15 protein-coding genes, 2 riboswitches and 1 other annotated feature are annotated in these 16,180 nt (G+C 37.3%); of the genes, 9 read left to right on the plus strand and 6 right to left on the minus strand.

What is annotated here, in order from left to right; translation table 11 throughout:
• The first annotated feature begins 30 nt into the window (after nt 1–30).
• The gene (locus tag IHV11_RS07275; protein ID WP_197194184.1) at nt 31–1,419 is read left to right on the plus strand and encodes a bifunctional metallophosphatase/5'-nucleotidase; all 1,389 of its coding nucleotides are present in this window, start codon (nt 31–33) and stop codon (nt 1,417–1,419) included.
• A gap of 161 nt (nt 1,420–1,580) precedes the next feature.
• The gene (locus IHV11_RS07280; RefSeq protein WP_197194185.1) at nt 1,581–2,078 is read left to right on the plus strand and encodes a hypothetical protein; all 498 of its coding nucleotides are present in this window, start codon (nt 1,581–1,583) and stop codon (nt 2,076–2,078) included.
• Nucleotides 2,079–2,370: 292 nt separating this feature from the next.
• Here IHV11_RS07280 and IHV11_RS07285 read toward each other — a convergent pair whose 3' ends face one another.
• From IHV11_RS07285 to IHV11_RS07295, 3 genes are read right to left on the minus strand one after another with little or no spacing between them, the layout of a single operon-like run.
• Nucleotides 2,371–3,450 carry a Ger(x)C family spore germination protein gene (locus IHV11_RS07285; RefSeq protein WP_197194186.1) on the minus strand — a complete coding sequence of 360 codons (1,080 nt, stop codon included), beginning with the start codon at nt 3,448–3,450 and terminating at the stop codon, nt 2,371–2,373.
• Nucleotides 3,443–4,537 carry a GerAB/ArcD/ProY family transporter gene (locus tag IHV11_RS07290; protein WP_197194187.1) on the minus strand — a complete coding sequence of 365 codons (1,095 nt, stop codon included), beginning with the start codon at nt 4,535–4,537 and terminating at the stop codon, nt 3,443–3,445. The genes IHV11_RS07285 and IHV11_RS07290 overlap by 8 nt, the downstream gene beginning before the upstream one ends.
• A 16-nt stretch (nt 4,538–4,553) precedes the next feature.
• A complete protein-coding gene (locus IHV11_RS07295; RefSeq protein ID WP_197194188.1) occupies nt 4,554–6,065 on the minus strand; it encodes a spore germination protein in 1,512 nt (503 codons plus the stop codon).
• 160 nt (nt 6,066–6,225) lie between these two features.
• Nucleotides 6,226–6,342, plus strand: a riboswitch (SAM riboswitch).
• Nucleotides 6,343–6,450: 108 nt separating this feature from the next.
• Between IHV11_RS07295 and IHV11_RS07300 the strand changes: the two genes are divergently transcribed.
• The 3 genes from IHV11_RS07300 (at nt 6,451) to modB (ending at nt 9,341) form a co-directional block, all read left to right on the plus strand.
• On the plus strand, nt 6,451–7,257 hold the full coding sequence (locus IHV11_RS07300; RefSeq protein WP_197194189.1) for an alpha/beta hydrolase: 807 nt from the start codon (nt 6,451–6,453) through the stop codon (nt 7,255–7,257).
• Between the two features lie 47 nt (nt 7,258–7,304).
• A riboswitch (SAM riboswitch) is annotated at nt 7,305–7,421 on the plus strand.
• Between the two features lie 126 nt (nt 7,422–7,547).
• A complete protein-coding gene (locus IHV11_RS07305; protein WP_197194190.1) occupies nt 7,548–8,369 on the plus strand; it encodes a MetQ/NlpA family ABC transporter substrate-binding protein in 822 nt (273 codons plus the stop codon).
• 315 nt (nt 8,370–8,684) lie between these two features.
• Nucleotides 8,685–9,341: a molybdate ABC transporter permease subunit gene (gene modB, locus IHV11_RS07310; protein WP_197194191.1), complete on the plus strand. Its 657-nt coding sequence runs from the start codon at nt 8,685–8,687 to the stop codon at nt 9,339–9,341.
• A 139-nt stretch (nt 9,342–9,480) separates the two neighbouring features.
• On the opposite strand, the gene IHV11_RS07315 is transcribed toward modB, so the two are convergent.
• Nucleotides 9,481–10,044 carry a hypothetical protein gene (locus IHV11_RS07315; protein WP_197194192.1) on the minus strand — a complete coding sequence of 188 codons (564 nt, stop codon included), beginning with the start codon at nt 10,042–10,044 and terminating at the stop codon, nt 9,481–9,483.
• 119 nt (nt 10,045–10,163) lie between these two features.
• Between IHV11_RS07315 and IHV11_RS07320 the strand changes: the two genes are divergently transcribed.
• The 3 genes from IHV11_RS07320 (at nt 10,164) to tyrS (ending at nt 13,418) form a co-directional block, all read left to right on the plus strand.
• Nucleotides 10,164–11,261, plus strand: coding sequence for a DUF3626 domain-containing protein (locus tag IHV11_RS07320; RefSeq protein ID WP_197194193.1), 1,098 nt, complete (start codon nt 10,164–10,166; stop codon nt 11,259–11,261).
• Nucleotides 11,262–11,348: 87 nt separating this feature from the next.
• A complete protein-coding gene (locus IHV11_RS07325; RefSeq protein WP_370568667.1) occupies nt 11,349–11,861 on the plus strand; it encodes a MarR family transcriptional regulator in 513 nt (170 codons plus the stop codon).
• A gap of 9 nt (nt 11,862–11,870) precedes the next feature.
• Nucleotides 11,871–12,098 (plus strand) — a binding site (T-box leader).
• A gap of 72 nt (nt 12,099–12,170) precedes the next feature.
• The gene (gene tyrS, locus IHV11_RS07330; protein WP_197194194.1) at nt 12,171–13,418 is read left to right on the plus strand and encodes a tyrosine--tRNA ligase; all 1,248 of its coding nucleotides are present in this window, start codon (nt 12,171–12,173) and stop codon (nt 13,416–13,418) included.
• Between the two features lie 34 nt (nt 13,419–13,452).
• On the opposite strand, the gene IHV11_RS07335 is transcribed toward tyrS, so the two are convergent.
• Together IHV11_RS07335 and IHV11_RS07340 are read right to left on the minus strand one after the other, a co-directional pair.
• Nucleotides 13,453–14,391, minus strand: coding sequence for a diguanylate cyclase domain-containing protein (locus tag IHV11_RS07335; protein ID WP_197194195.1), 939 nt, complete (start codon nt 14,389–14,391; stop codon nt 13,453–13,455).
• Between the two features lie 3 nt (nt 14,392–14,394).
• Nucleotides 14,395–15,264 carry an EAL domain-containing protein gene (locus IHV11_RS07340; RefSeq protein ID WP_197194196.1) on the minus strand — a complete coding sequence of 290 codons (870 nt, stop codon included), beginning with the start codon at nt 15,262–15,264 and terminating at the stop codon, nt 14,395–14,397.
• A 201-nt stretch (nt 15,265–15,465) separates the two neighbouring features.
• On the opposite strand from IHV11_RS07340, the gene IHV11_RS07345 reads away from it, so the two are divergent.
• Entirely contained in the window at nt 15,466–16,173 is a 708-nt protein-coding gene (locus IHV11_RS07345; protein WP_197194197.1) for a GNAT family N-acetyltransferase, read from the plus strand.
• The last annotated feature ends 7 nt before the right edge of the window (nt 16,174–16,180 follow it).

The raw sequence follows: 16,180 nt of genomic DNA on the forward strand, positions 1-16,180 counted from the left end.
AAGGTAATCTTATATAATTTTGGGGGATTTATGAAATTAAAAATCATACATACGAACGATCTTCACAGTCATTTTGATAACTTTGCGAAAGCAGCAACGTTAATTAATCAACATAAAGACGAAAACACTATACTAGTTGATGCAGGTGATTTTGCAGATTTTAAAAGTATTGAACTACAAGGAACAAGAGGAATGGCCGCGGTCGAACTTCTAGATGCAGTTGGCTATGATGCATTAACGATCGGCAACAATGAAATGTTTAATGGGGTAGAGACGTTAGAACATATGGCTGTTCAAAGTTCCGTTCCGTTTCTCAGCAACAACCTATTTAGAAAAGACGAGACTACGATTCCTGGTGTTCGTTCGAGTGTAGTCCTTTCTAAAAATGGACTTCGAATTTTCGTAACTGGCGCATCACCTGACTTAGGTGCTTTTAATGAAGGATTAGGGTTTCATAGTGAAAACTATATCATCGCCATTGCAGAAGAGTTGGAGCGTAATCGAGGAAAGTACGATCTGTGCATCCTTCTGAATCATGTCGGAACGGTAGCGGATATGGATCTAGCAAAAGAGATTTCTGGCATTGATGTAATCGTGTCCTCACATGATCATGTTCTCTATCAAGAAGCGAAGGTTGTTAATGACACATTCATCGTAAGTGCTGGAAACTTTGGTGAACATATTGGTGTATTAGAAATTGAAGTGAAGAAATCACATAAAACCCTCTTACAATCTGCCGTATATAGCACAAAAGATTCCAAGCCAGATGAAGAAATTGTAACTATTCTTAAGAGAAATAAAGAAACAGCAATCGAGATCCTAGGAAAACCATTATATACGATTGATGAACCGTTATGGCACGATGTGATCGGTGAGAATCCGATCACAAACATTATCGCAGATGGTTTAAAAGACATGCTGAATACTGATATAGGCTTGATAAACAGTGGCATTGTTAACGCAGGAATCTTTTCTTACGTTTCTTATAAAAATTTGATTGAGATCTGTCCATCTCCCTTAAATCCAACTTCCTTCGAGATTCAAGGTAAATACATATTGGAAGCCATTCAACAATCACTTGATGTTCAACACTGCTTATTAGATGGAAGAGGGCCTGGCTTCAGAGGGAAGTATATAGGGAGACTGCATATTTCAGGTGCAAAAGTGGTTTATGATGGATTGAAAGTGGTCGAAATGAGGATTGGCGGTGAACCAATAGAGAAAGAAAGATGGTATTCCGTTGCATCTTCAGATTATCTTCAGCGTGGATCAGGCTATCCTTCACTAGCCTACAACCGAAATGAGTTCTACCGACCAGAAGAGATCAAAGAAGTGATTAAAATGTATGCGATCAAGCCCGAATTTGTAAATCGCGCTTATGAAATAAGGATTAAAGAACTACTTAAGATTAAGAGGTGATCAAGATGGAATGGTTAACTTTTTTAATGGCTGCAACAGCCTTCATTTTTGTGTTTCAAGAAATAGAAAAGCGAAAGAAAATTGAAAAACGACTTCAGCAGTTAGAGGAACAACAAAAATAAGATCGATATTGAAGCGGGGTGGCTGTTATGTAAAGATGTGTGTATTTTAAAGATACCTTTTTCTCGTCAGGCAGAACGGATATTTACAATGCAGAGCAACAGAAACGAGGAGTTCTCGATCTAAAAAGCGTCTTTTCTTCAGGCGTGAGTATCGAGAATGAATCTGGAAGGGTAATCGTTGAAGGTAGCTTTCTTTTATTATCAGGAAAGTGGGTCGTTAAGCAATCGGGCGGTAAGGAATTAGGTGTGGTAAAATCTGTATTTGCATTCTTCTCCAAACGTTTTCGGTATATTACGAATGGCCATACATATGAAATTGAAGCTCCCGCTTTTTCAAAAGAATATACCATCTTAGATGAAAATAAGATGGAAGTTGCGATTTTCAAAAAAGTGAATGGATTTTTCCAAGCTCCTGCTTATGAGTTGAAAAACAACTCAGATGCTTTATTAACAGAAGAGCTAATCGTTGTTGTAATGGGAGTCAACGCGATCGAGAAACGCAACCAATCTTCTGCAGGAGCAGGAGCAGGGAGTTAATATTGATTAATTAAAAAAAGCTTTTATTCAACTAAACTAATATGTTGAATAAAAGCTTTTTATTTTATATCGTGATGTCCATATGAAGCAGACATCAGCAAGAAATGTGCACACGATAAAAACACTTTGATAGTTGTCAATCATATATCCACGGTAATTGGAAATAATTTCACGGTAAACGCCAATATATTCACGGATAAACACTATATATTCACGGATAAAATTTTTTAAACGATTTTCGATAAAAACAGCCATTTCCCCACTCAAGAAATGAACGATAACATTAACAACGTTACTCTGTAATCCCTGCCTGAGTAATTTCCACCTTCACCTTAACGTTGATCGGAATGTCAGGGTACTGTTCATCCCACCGTTTAAAATCAAATCCTCTTGTTCTGCTCCTCGCTAAATCGCCTAAACCGATCGTATCTACATTCAATTTTTGAAGTTTATCTACAATCTTGTTGGTTCGCCTATCCATTGCTTTCTCGGTTGCTCTTTCTAGTTGTTCGATGAGTGACGGATCGCTTACAGGAATCTTCGGCGCTTCACTTACGCGTCCTTTTATTTTAACGAAAATGTCTACGGATGGAGATCGTTTCACGTCTTTAAAACGATATTCTACTTTAGATGACAAATTTTGAATCGTAAAGAATTGATCGTTTTTAAATTTCACTTCATAGATGCCTTTTTCAAAAGGTTCCATCAGCAGCTTTAAGAGAAAGGAATCTTCGAGCTTCAGTTGCCCGACCATTTTGTCGTCTTTTAAGAGGGCTGTACCTTTTACTCGTATTCGATCCCCCTGCATTTCCAAGAGTGGCAAGTTGGGATCCATGCCTTTTCCGTAATACGTATACAAAAAATCATGTAGATTTGACTTTGGTATGTTCGCGTTCATATTTTGATTTAGAAGCTGGAGCAAATACTTAGATGGCGTTTCACTAAGCGGATACTGCTCTTTTAACAATGTTTTCGTACTTCCTTTAACGACTGCTAAATATAGGTCTCGACCTAAGGAAGGATCACGCTGAAGTGTGTCAACTAGATCATATATGCCTTTTTCAGCTAATCGGTCGTTATATAGAGCAATTTCTAAGCGACCGATCTCAAATGGTTTTGGAGATTCAGCTTGTTCTAGAGCTCTTGCCATCTTGCTCGTATTCGTAGTTGCTGTAAACACTTGAGAAATTGGAGGAACATCTTCTCCTCGCTGTGGAATGGCTACCATCCCGTTCAACTCTACTTGGTTATTCGATTTATAATCATATCCAACTGCTGATACGAGTTGAACATCTTCTAGGATTTTTTTGCTTGGAAAGCAGCCAGTTAATAGCATTAATGTGAAGATAATGAGAAGCTTCTTTTTAGCCATTTTTTGTTTTCCTCACTTTTCCTGAAATCAGCTGGATCACAAATAAAAACGGTATATAAGCATAGAGAATATAAAAACCAACTTGAGAAACTTTCGTATTTAGTATGTCTACTTGTTGGCGATCAACGACTAAGATGCAACATATGAAAATAACGAAAAGCATTGTGCGCAGCGCACTTTTTTGTTTGATCTTATATAAACGATGAATTCCGCGGCTTACAGACCACAAACCTATACAGATGTTAGGAAGAACGACGAAAAGCCAAAGAGCGATACCGGCATATTCGAATCGCTGGGCGAATGGGAGGTCTACAATTTTCCATAGTGTTAGTGTCGCCCAAATCGTATGTTGAAGTTGTTCTTGATTAAAATAGACAAAAGATACGAATACAGTAATGAGGTAAGTGAACATGGTAAATAGATTTCCTAAGTGAGCCCACTTTTGTGATTTTTCAGGTTGTTTTAAAAAAGGTAAATACAACAGTATGAGCTCGAATCCTAAATAATCAAGAGTAACTCCTTTAGTAGCAGCCATGAGGTCGCTAAATGAATGATCTAAAATAGGTAAAAGATTTGTATAGTGTGCGTTTTTAAGTGCGTAATATTTTAATAAAAATAGAGGGAGGGTGATAAAAAAGCCTAGTACGGATAATCCTGCGACAACGCGGATTCCTCCAATAACATACGAATAAGCTAATCCTAAGAGGATGATGGCTATAACAGCCGTATTCAGCTCAGGAAACACCCAGATTTGAATCACTTCAATATACGTCCTAAGTACTGTTAGAATCGTTGAACTAAAATAAATCAAGAGAAGAAAGCTTAACGCACCGCCGATCCATCTACCGAATAAGTTTCTATGTACGCCAATTATATCAGCGTTCTCTTTCGTAAGGAGACGATAGATCATCCAGATCAACACATTAAATGAAAGACCTCCAATGATTACAGAAATCCATGCATCATGTCCTGCTGATTTAGCGATATAACGCTCGAACCCCAGAATACCTACTCCAATCTGCATCGTTGTAACCATATAAAAAGCCATGTAAGGTGATATCTGTTTGTTTACACTGATCTGAGACATACATACCCCTCATTTTTTAGTCCTCTATGTCATGCTTTGCTGTTGCGCGTTTTTTATTCATTCTTGCCTTATCTTGTGGTCTTAATAAAGACGGACGGCTATTTTGCATACTGAACGGCATTCGTATTAGTGCATCTTTTAAGTCATTTGCACGAAGTGGATATAGGGGTGCGATGTAAGGTCTTCCGAGAGAAGTAAGCTTTAATAGATGTGAAACAATAAATGCAAAACAGATCGCAACACCAAGTAGACCTAAGAACTGTGCAAATAATAAAAAAGGAAAGCGAAGTAATCGAATCGTGTTACTCATCTGATACACAGGTGTTGTAAAAGAAGCGAGTGCGGCTAGAGCTACAATAATCAACAGAACGTTACTTGTTAAACCAGCTTGAACCGCTGCCGTTCCGATAACGATACCTCCAACGATACCGATCGTTTGGCCGACTTTAGATGGTAATCTCGCACCAGCTTCACGAAGTAATTCAATCGAAAGCTCTAGTACGATAGCTTCTAATATAGGCGGGAACGGAATATCGTTACGTGAAGCCACAAGTGTAGCTAGAAGGTTTTCTGGAATCATCTCATAATGAAACGTTAAAACAGCTACATAAAGCGGCGAAGATAACACAGAGAACATAACCGCCATCAATCTGATCAATCGAATAACAGAAGCGAGCGTCCAATTGAGAAAATAATCTTCAAATGCCGAAAAGAACTCTACGATCGTTGTTGGACCAGTCAATGCATGTGGTGATCCGTCAGCCATAATCGCCACTTTTCCTTCAGATAGAACACTCGCCACTCGATCTGGTCGTTCTGTATCGATGAGCTGTGGAAAAGGAGAGTTCTCGTTGTCTGAAATCATTTGATTGATATAAGAACTATCTACGACATGGTCGTATTCGATATCGTTAACACGCTGAATAGCGGTATTCACATTTTCTTCATCAGCGATTCCGTCGATGTAGATAATTGCTACTCTCGTTTTTGAAAGTTTTCCAACCCTAACTTCTTTTACTGTAAATTCTGGAATGGGAAGTCGTTTGCGAATTAAATTTAGGTTGGTATCTAATGATTCAACGAATGCTTCCTTTGGGCCAACAACGCTAAATTCAGTTTCAGGAATCGAGATCTGTCTGTTTTCAGTTGATAGACTCGGAACGAGCAAACCTTCAGGGTCGTCTTTGTTCATTTGAATGAGAATGAAGCCTGCTGTTACTTTGTTCGCGATGTCATGAACATCATTCGTTTTGACCATTCCATCTAACGGTAGATGCTTCTGAATATCGTCTAAGTTTTTAAGAGGGATTTCTGTTATATACGGTAATAAATCACGATGAACAAATTCAGGATTTACAAGGGTTTTATAATAAGAGATATAAAATGTGCTGAGTGATGATTGCTTAACGGTAGAAAAGTCAGCGGAAGCCGTTAGCTTTTTCATAAGCTCTGGGAATGTCAATGAATCTTTTGTAGAAACGCTATTTGATTCTTGTTGTTTTTTCTTTTTCTTCTTAAAAAATATCATTGATATCACCCGTTCGTTATTACGTCGTGAAACTACTACATTTGTTTAGCATTTCCTAGGTACATAAATATATTCTGTAAGGTTGAATGTGCCGTTATGGTATATAACATTGACAACCATTAACAATTAGCCTATGATTATCATTAAATTAATAACCAAACTCTTATTAAGAGCAGGTGGAGGGAATTAGCCCTATGAAGCCCGGCAACCATCGGATGAACTTTGTTTTGACCGAAACGGTGCTAAATCTAACAGCAGTTTTGCTGAGAGATGAGAGAACGAACGGATTTTAAGTATGGAACCGTGTTCTCTAAGTGAACACGGTTTTTTTTCGTCTATGATGCTTGATAAGTGAATTTCAATAGAGAAAAAAGGAGTGGGTGATATGGTTACGTCGGATTGTATATCGTGGAAAGGGAGAAAATTGGCTTACACTATTCATTTTCCTAAATGGAGCGTTGAAGGTGAAAAGAAGTTCCCTTTGATCATCATTTGCCACGGTTTTACGAGTACACGAATTGGAGTAGACCGTCTGTTTGTAAAAACAGCTCAAGCACTTGTTAAACATGGGTTTGCTGTACTGAGGTTTGATTATGCTGGCTGCGGTGAGAGTGAAGGGGAATATGGAGATAATGAGTTTGCTTGTTTTATTGATCAGACGAAAGAAGCAATTTCATTTGGAAGCAAACTGACATGTATTAATGAGCATGCCATAACACTAATCGGACATAGTTTAGGTGGGGCTGTTGCGGTTTGCACGGCAGCGGATGATGAAAGAATTAATAATGTGATCACTTGGTCCGCTGTAGGGAATCCCTTTGCTGATATCAAAGAAATCGTTGGTTACAATGGTGAGCATCCTGTAATTGATCATTTAGGATATGCCATAACGGAAGAATTTTTACTTTCTCTTCAAGCTTTCTCCCCATTAGAAGCTATCAAAAAGTTTAGAGGAAGCGCATTATTTATTCATGGAACGGGTGACCCAGTAATTCCTTCAGATTACTGTTCGGTCTATTATAAAGAATCAAAGAAGGTTAAAGGCGGGTCAAAATCTATGGAACTAATCGAAGGCGCAAATCATACGTATTCTTCCATTAAGCATTTTGATCTTCTCATAAGATCTACTTCTGAATGGTTGTTAAAAAACGATAAAGAATCTGTTCAGAATAATTTGAAAAAAAGTGTTTGACTTTCCTTTGAATACCTGTAATAATACAAAGTAATTTGATAGGAATACTCTTATTGAGAGCAGGTGGAGGGAATTAGCCCTATGAAGCCCGGCAACCATTCATGTTGAACAGCCAACATGAAAACGGTGCTAAATCTAACAGTGGTCACACTGAGAGATGAGAGGATAATCGGAAATTTTTTTCGAAAAGCCTTCTGTCTCTTTTATGAGATCAGGAGGTTTTTTTTACCACCTCTTACAAGAGCTTTTATCAAAGAATATATAGAAACTAATGGATAGGGGATCAGAACATGAAAAGAATCATCCAAGTATTACTCGCAAGTTTGGCAGTATTCGTATTAGCAGCTTGTGGCTCATCTACAAGTGGTGGAGAAAAAACAGAAAAGCTAGTAGTTGGAGCATCAAATGTACCGCATGCTGAAATATTAGAAGAAGCGAAGCCGCTTTTAGAGGAAAAGGGCATAGAATTAGAAATTGTGAAATTCCAAGACTATATCTTACCGAATAAATCACTTTATGAAAAAGAAATAGATGCAAACTATTTTCAGCACATTCCATATTTAACTCAGCAAGTGAAAGATAATCCGAAGTATAAATTTGAAAACGCCGGAGCTGTTCACTTAGAGCCGATGGGTGTTTACTCAAAAAGACATAAATCATTAAAAGACATTCCAAATGGTGGGAAAGTAATTCTAAGCAATTCAATTGCTGAGCACGGTCGTATCCTTTCAATTTTTGAAGCAGAAGGACTAATCAAACTAAAAGAAGGAAAAGGGTATGAAGCACAGATAAGCGACATTGTAGAAAATCCAAAAAACCTAGAATTTGTAGCAGATATTGATCCTGGTCTTTTAACAAAAGCTTATGAGAACGATGAAGGCGATGCGATCGTCATTAACACTAACTATGCGATTGATGCAGATTTGAACCCGAAGAAAGATTCAATCGCACTTGAAGGATCCGATTCACCATTTGCGAATATCATCACAGTTCGTGATGGCGACAAAGAGAAGAAATCTATCAAAACGTTGTTAGAAGTGCTTCATTCAAAAGAAATTACCGATTTTATTGATAAAGAGTACAAAGGTTCAGTGCTAGCTGTTAAAGAATAAGGATGAATTAGCTGACTAGATGGGTGAAATCCACTCATCTAAGCAGCTTTTTTCATTTACAGATGTTTTTAAGGCATCCGATGAGCATTTTTTTTGAAAATTAAGTCTAAATAAGAAAAATTAAGTCTTACTCAGAAAAATTAAGTCGTTCTGATCATTGATTAAGTCAAACTAGACATGAATTAAGTCTAAACTCAAAAATAAAGGTCATTCGACAATATCAGCATCTTTCATCACCAGCAATGAGCGATATGATATGATGAAGACAGATGAATACAACATATAAATCAATGGAATAAGCGGGTGGAAAAGGAAATGGCAATAGATTTTTGGTCACCGGTCAAATTATCACTTGGCATAGCGGTGACAGCTTCACTGATTGTGATCCTAGCCGGCTTATTTTTCGGAAGGATCATGGCTCACCAGAAGTTTAAAGGGAAAACGTTAATCGAAACAATATTTCTACTTCCGCTCGTACTACCCCCAACGGTGATAGGTTTCTTGTTAATCGTTTTGTTCGGTCGAAATGGTCCCGGGGGACAGCTTGTAGAGTGGCTCTTTAATCAGCCGATCATGTTTACATGGTGGGCAGCCGTTATTGCGTCTGCAGTTGTGGCATTTCCACTCATGTATCAATCCGCAAAAGCCGGGTTTGAATCTATTGACGCAGACATCGAAAACGCAGCGCGAGTAGATGGAGCTAATGAGTGGGATGTATTGCGAAAAATCTCTGTTCCATTATCTGTTAGAGCTATCACATCAGGTGCTATTCTAAGTTTTGCTCGCGCACTAGGTGAGTTTGGTGCAACATTAATGTTTGCCGGAAACATACCTGGAAAAACACAAACGATATCCACCGCAATCTATATCGCGATCGAATCAGGAAATATGGATCTTGCATGGATGTGGGTAGGAAGTGTTATTGGTATATCATTTTTAATGTTAGTCGCTGTAAATCGCATAAGAACTTAGCATGAAAAAGGATATGCAATGATTTTGAAACAACACACATTGGTATAAAACCATTCTCCTCACAGCAAGTGAATGATGAAAACACAGCTTCTCTAAAGAGGGCTGTGTTTTTTTAAGGCTCTCATCCCATGTGATGTACTTATTCGCTTTTTTCTATACTTACCGCAAACTTACTATGAGAAAGATATTTCAATCGAATGGATTTGCCTTTGAAATGATCTTTGTAAGTCTTAGCCTTGATATTCAAATGTGCTACATTAATTTTTTTATTATCAATCATTATGGAAGAGACATAGTCAGGACCATTTTTCGAGCCATACGTTAAAGAGGAAGGAATTCCTTCTACCACGTTGAATTTTCTAGCTTCATAGTCACCAATATCTTCGTAGAGTTGAAATACGGTGTGTGCAAAAGCAATCGCAGCTGCAATGGTTCCAATGATTACAACCGGAATAAGTAGGCGTTCTATCCAGTTGTGTATTCTTGAATAACTGGCAACAACGCCAATAAATAATGATAGCAGAGACATAGCCAAAAAAAGGAAAAGCTCCGTCAGAACAAGGTGATCTTGAAATACTGTCGAAGATAAAAATAAACTTATAGCAGAGAATAGCAGAATCACCAAAAGTATGATGAGAGGAATTGTACTCGGGGTCCTAAAGCTTCGAGATCCTGTAATTCTTTTCTTTTTTCGATAACCCATAATGATCCTCTCCTTTATAAAATATATTCCTTAAAGCTAAACCACTATTCATGAGCGTGAAGAGTCACTTCATTGGTTCTTGAATAACATCATTTACAGATGGAAACGGAGATTATTATATGAAATTAACTGGTGCCCAACAATCTGCAATAGATTATGTTGAGAGTTATGCTGCAAGACATAAGGACGATGCTCAAGCAACGATTCAACATTTATTAAGAATGTCTAACATAACCACTGAAGTCTTTCATAAGGCAGTCCAAAAAGTTAAAGAGCATGCCCGAATCGCTCTTCACTTTCATCCGGATCGGCCAAACTCTTCAATGAATTGTATTGCCGAAGCCTTACATCAAGAAGGAATATACAAAAGTCAGTTTGAAACGTTGCTTTCAAACGGAAGTGTATCTGCCTATCCCGGAGGTTTGCGTGATCGGTGGGAAGAACAATTATTTGGAGGAGCTTACCAGATAAAAGGAACGACCCTTAATGAGCGAGCAAAATATGGTGCGTTAAACATTATGATGCATGCCGATGGGCCAGCACCACGGTTTGGTTCGTGCTACTTCTTACTCAAGCCTGAAGTTTCAAAGCGAGCTACTTTTACATACCTTGATTCTCATCAAAATCCAAAAGAAAAAGGAACTATTAGAGAGTTCGATATGATACTTGCAGCGTTATTTGAGGAAATCTTCACGAGAGATTATGCGCTCGGAGAATCAAATCTTATGATAGGTTCATTAGTCCAGCATCTTTTTCAAAAAATAAAATTACCGTTTGAAGACCCAGCTAAAAAACAAGTGTATCGAAATTTAAATCATTATATCGAAGCACAAGTTCACGGTGATCTTATATTAAAAGAAGATGTAGACATACTTGTTGCAGACCCTTCATTTATTGGAACAAAGGTCGGAGTTACGCTTACAAGTCTTTGTGCAAAATATGATATAAAGCTTTATTATCATTCTGGATTTCAATTGGCTGTAGATCATGTTCCTTCAGATTTTCGAGGATCTGAAATGCCGTCCTTAGCAAAAAGAATCGCTAAAAATCAAATGATTGATGCACATCTTATAGGTGAAGCTGTAATGGATTTAATGAGAAATCCAGTGACATGGAGCGACAGAGGAACGCAGAAAGAAATAGTACAAGAGCTTAAACTTCTATGGCATGTGCTGGTGAAGTATGGAAAACCCTCTAGTAAAAGAAAATCAGTTTGAATTGAATAACATCTTGCATTTACTATTCTTATCTGTTACTATCGTTTCAATGCTAACGATTATGAAAATTGATAAGGAGTGGATCATATCTATTCTTTTGATGAGTACGGTGAATTGTTGCCGGAAGAGAAGGACACCATCAATCAATTGACTAAAGCACCGATCGAATCACTCAATCTGCACTCTATTACAGTGGTTACAAATCTGTATCGAGCTGCTCAAGGATTGCGTAATAAGATGGAGCGAGAAGTATTAGCAAAGCATGGGTTATCTTGGACGTCATTTTCTATTCTGTATGATCTGTGGATATGGGAATCCGTTGAAACAAAAAAACTAGCATTATCCGCTGGAGTTTCAAAAGCAACCATAAGTAACATTACGAATACATTGGAAAGAAAAGAATTATGCTTTCGTAAGGTGGATAATCGCGATCGACGCATCACGTGTGTTGTTCTGACTGATAAAGGCAGAAAAGTGATGGAGGAACTGTATCCAAGGTTTCATGAAGGTGAGGTTGAAGTCGTTTCTTCCTTGTCCGTTGAAGAGCAGAAATTAATCTCAGGCTTGCTAAGAAGAGTTATTCGAGAGAACGACTTTTAAATTTAATAAAAAAATGCGACGACAGGAAACGCAGTAGCAATGATCTCCCTGTTTTAGAGAGCTGGTGGTTGGTGTGAATCAGTACAAAGATCATGTGAATTACATTTCCAAGAGCTTTCTTCGTCACTTATATTAGAAACAGACGAAGAACGGGAAACCGTTATTTAACTTGAGTGGAAGAATATTTGTTCTTCAATTAGGGTGGTACCGCGTGTGAATTTAGACCACGTCCCTTGTGTTATAGGGATGTGGTCTTTTTATAATTTCTTGAGAATTAAGTTTTTACAATTATTAGAGGAGGAAAAAAGGATGATTCCGGTTTTAGAACAACTAACAGAGCAACAGCAAAATGAAGTGAAGAAGCAAATGGCAATCTATAAGCAAGGCGTTCAGGATATAATCCCTACCGAAGAGTTAGAAACAAAAGTGGCGAAGTCCATTTTAGAGAATCGTCCACTGAAAATTAAACTTGGACTTGATCCTTCAGCACCAGATGTACATCTTGGTCACACAGTGGTGTTGAATAAGTTAAGACAGTTTCAACAAAACGGTCATGTCATTCAATTGATCATTGGAGATTTTACAGGAAAAATCGGTGACCCTACAGGAAAGTCTGTTGCGAGAAAACAATTGACAACAGAAGAAGTGGAGCACAACGCGAAAACATACTTCGAACAGTTTGGAAAAATCATAGATATGGAAAAAGTAGAGCTGCACTACAATTCTAAATGGCTTTCTAAGCTGAATTTTGAAGATGTAATAAACCTTGCTGGTAAAATTACAGTGGCAAGACTGTTGGAGCGGGATGATTTTGATGAGCGGATCTCAACAGGTAAGCCGATCTCGCTGCATGAATTCTTCTACCCGCTCATGCAAGGGTACGATTCTGTTATGTTGGAATGTGATATTGAATTAGGTGGAACGGATCAGCACTTCAATATTTTAATGGGAAGACACTACCAAGAGAAATTTGGAAAAGAAAAGCAGGTTGCTATGCTTATGCCCCTCTTAGAAGGTTTAGATGGCGTTGAAAAAATGTCTAAATCCAAGAGAAACTATATTGGTATTGATGAAGCTCCCAATGAAATGTACGGAAAGTCGATGTCCATTCCAGATACGCTGATGGTCAAGTACTTCGAACTCGTAACGGACTTAGACAAAGAAGAGATTGATACAATAAAGTCAGATGTTGCTAGTGGGAAGCTTCACCCTCGAGATGCAAAGATGCTTCTTGCTCGAACGATCGTCCGGATGTACCATGGTGAAAATGCAGCCAGCGCAGCTGAACAAAATTTCATTACTGTTTTTCAGCAAGGAACGCTGCCTGATGAGATTCCGGTTGTGACATGGACAGGAGCTGATAAGATCTCTGTAATTGATTTAATCGTGGAATTAAAACTACTTTCATCAAAAAGTGAAGCTCGTCGAATGATTACTAATCATGGGGTTAAGATTAATCGTGTAAAGGTGGAGAATTCTAATTTACTCGTCGCTATATCGGATGGACTAATTGTTCAAGTTGGTAAGCGAAAGTTTGTACAGATTAGCAGAGGATAAATAAAAGGGCAACATAAAGTTGTCCCCTTTTTCACTAATTGCAGATATAGCAACTATAATGTAACTGCTTACAATTCTTTTTTAAAGTAGTTGCTATATTAATGATTTCATCTACAGATTTAAAAACTTCTTTTTCGTTTGATATAACAGCAATAGAAAGCGAGACAAGTGGAATATTTTCTTTTACACCGTTTCGATTTTCGGCAAAGACAAATCCAGAGTCCCAATCTCTTTCATTGTAAAAGGATTGACGTGCATCGTTAAAAGCTGTTATGAGTTCTTCACAAGCCATGATGTATGCATGGTGGGGGAGCATCGCAATAAAGTCATCCCCCCCAATATGTCCTACAAATGCGTTTTCTTTTGATAATACCTTTTTAATGATCGATGCAGTCTTTTGAATCATTCGGTCTCCTTCTTGGAACCCGTACGTATCATTAAAAGCTTTAAAAAAATCCAGATCAATATACAATAATGTAAATGCTTCTGCTTCTATAAGTTTAGCAAGTTTCTCATCAATAAGTTTGTTTCCGGGCAAACCAGTTAATGGGTTTAAATATGATGCAATCTTTGCTTGAATATCAGCTAATTGCGTGAGCAAATGTCGAATGCTTACTATGCCCAGCAGTTCGCTGTCTTGAGTGACGATCACGTTATCGTATAATTGTTCTTGATTTCGTTGCATGGCTAAACTACTAACTTCAGTGAGAGGTGTAAAAAAATCAACTATTAAAGGATTAGGATTCATGATCAGCTTGATAGGTCTATCCATATATACATTAAATCCGTAGAGCGTGCCTAACTTTTGGTAGAATTGTGAACGGGTGACTAAGCCAATTGGAACTTTTTGATCTGAAACAACAATTCCGTCATAGTTTGGATGTTCCTTAAAAAGTTGATCAATCTCCGAGCTTTTTGTCTCAGGATTAACAATCGGTGCGTTTTCTATAATGTTCCCTATATAGGTAATCATCTGCTATCTCCTATTAACGGTTTTTAACTTTGTTTTTAAAAGGCTAACATTTTGTAAACCATATTGCGGAAGAGAACCATTCAGTAAAGTCCCTAAAGGTTTTCCAAGGTGATATCCTTGTCCAATATGTACGCCTGCCTTTTGTAAATAAATTAGTTCGTCATTAGTCTCGATTCCCTCGGCGATCACTTTTGTTCCAGAGTTGTAAGCATAATCGAGCAGAAGCTTTACAAGATGCTGTTGTGTAATCTGGGAATGAATACCTCTAATAAGAGATTTATCAAGTTTAATAAAGTCAGGTTTCACATACAAAATGGTCTTTAAGCTGTTATAGCCTGTACCAGCATCATCAAGTGCTATACGAAACCCTTGCTGTTTATAATGTTGAATAACCTTTACGAACTGAGGATAGTCCGTAACCGCTTCTTTTTCCGTTAATTCAAGTACGATTTGTTCAGGTTTAAAGTTATATTTCGTTAATATTTCTAATGTTTCTCCTGTCCGGTAAGAAGGATCAGCTAATACTTGAGGATGAACATTAATAAATATCATTTTTTTATTGTAGAACGGTTCAGCGCTAACTTGATCTGCAATACGTTTAAATGATAGTCGTCTAATAAACGTTTCAATAGAAAACACTTCACCGCTCTTTCCGACAAAATCATAAAATTCTTCGGTATTTGTAAACGCGTTTATATTTACAGGACGATTAAGAATTTCAAAACCTAATGTTTGTCCTGTTCTTAAACATAGGATAGGCTGAAAGTACGTTTCAATCGAATGTTCGTTTAATGCATATCTTAATGCCCAATATTTATTAGACTCATTATATAATTTTTTTCCGTGCTTTTTTAGAAATGTTAAGTAATGCAATAATTTCGATAGGCTTAGACATGTTTTTTCACCTTATTGCGCTTTGATTTTTGTGTCATTTGTACTAGTCCGTTATAGTATGAAAAAAGCAGATAGTTTATAAAGGTATTGTAAATTCTTGACTTGAAAACATGTAATACTTCATAACGATGTACTTTTGGTAAAATATTGAGAATAAGTACATAAGTCAAATAAAGGCGGTTGTTTAAAATAGAGATTACTTGGCGAGAAATCACAAATCAACATTCGAAGGAATTAAAAGATACACTTTCTTTTTATAACCATTCATTTCCGATAGAAGTTAGGGAAACTGAATCAGTATTTTTGCAAAGTTTAAGATATGCTGAAACACAAAAACTCAATAACTATCATTTGATTGCGGGATATCTAAATGGAGAGCTAATTAGTATAGTTACAGCTCACTATTTAGCTGACGTAAATGCAGGATTTATCGTGTATCTAGTAACAAATCCTCAAATAAGAAGTAAAGGGTTAGGAGCAAAATCTCTTCAAAAGATTGAAGACGTTCTACAACAAGATAGTATTCATGCTGGAAATGAGACATTAAAAGCAATCGTTCTTGAGACTGAGACAGAAGAGATGGTACACAGCGAAAAAGAAAAGGAAGACTGCGTAAAACGAACGAACTTCTTTATAAAAAACGGCTTTTATAAAGTGGAGGATTTTCTGTATTTTCAGCCACCTATACATGATGATGGCGTAGATGTACCTCTTCATTTATTCATGAAACAGCGAACAGAACAAGAAATATCGAAGTCTGAAGTGAAACGAATAGTTAAAGCTATGTATGTGGAAAAGTATCATCATGGTAATGGTATTGCAAAAGAGGTTCTAACTCGTTCATACAGGAAGATGAATTTGGAGAAACATGATTTGTTTTGTGATTGAAATGAGG

The sequence above is a fragment of the Fictibacillus sp. 26RED30 genome, from assembly GCF_015903845.1.
In the GTDB taxonomy this organism is placed as follows: domain Bacteria; phylum Bacillota; class Bacilli; order Bacillales; family Fictibacillaceae; genus Fictibacillus; species Fictibacillus phosphorivorans.

Excerpts from the sequence above, each read along its gene's own strand:
- IHV11_RS07275 (WP_197194184.1), top strand. The coding sequence starts at position 31 with ATGAAATTAAAAATCATACATACGAACGATCTTCACAGTCATTTTGAT.
- IHV11_RS07285 (WP_197194186.1), bottom strand. The coding sequence starts at position 3,450 with ATGGCTAAAAAGAAGCTTCTCATTATCTTCACATTAATGCTATTAACT.
- IHV11_RS07290 (WP_197194187.1), bottom strand. The coding sequence starts at position 4,537 with ATGTCTCAGATCAGTGTAAACAAACAGATATCACCTTACATGGCTTTT.
- IHV11_RS07295 (WP_197194188.1), bottom strand. The coding sequence starts at position 6,065 with ATGATATTTTTTAAGAAGAAAAAGAAAAAACAACAAGAATCAAATAGC.
- IHV11_RS07300 (WP_197194189.1), top strand. The coding sequence starts at position 6,451 with ATGGTTACGTCGGATTGTATATCGTGGAAAGGGAGAAAATTGGCTTAC.
- IHV11_RS07305 (WP_197194190.1), top strand. The coding sequence starts at position 7,548 with ATGAAAAGAATCATCCAAGTATTACTCGCAAGTTTGGCAGTATTCGTA.
- modB (WP_197194191.1), top strand. The coding sequence starts at position 8,685 with ATGGCAATAGATTTTTGGTCACCGGTCAAATTATCACTTGGCATAGCG.
- IHV11_RS07315 (WP_197194192.1), bottom strand. The coding sequence starts at position 10,044 with ATGGGTTATCGAAAAAAGAAAAGAATTACAGGATCTCGAAGCTTTAGG.
- IHV11_RS07320 (WP_197194193.1), top strand. The coding sequence starts at position 10,164 with ATGAAATTAACTGGTGCCCAACAATCTGCAATAGATTATGTTGAGAGT.
- tyrS (WP_197194194.1), top strand. The coding sequence starts at position 12,171 with ATGATTCCGGTTTTAGAACAACTAACAGAGCAACAGCAAAATGAAGTG.
- IHV11_RS07335 (WP_197194195.1), bottom strand. The coding sequence starts at position 14,391 with ATGATTACCTATATAGGGAACATTATAGAAAACGCACCGATTGTTAAT.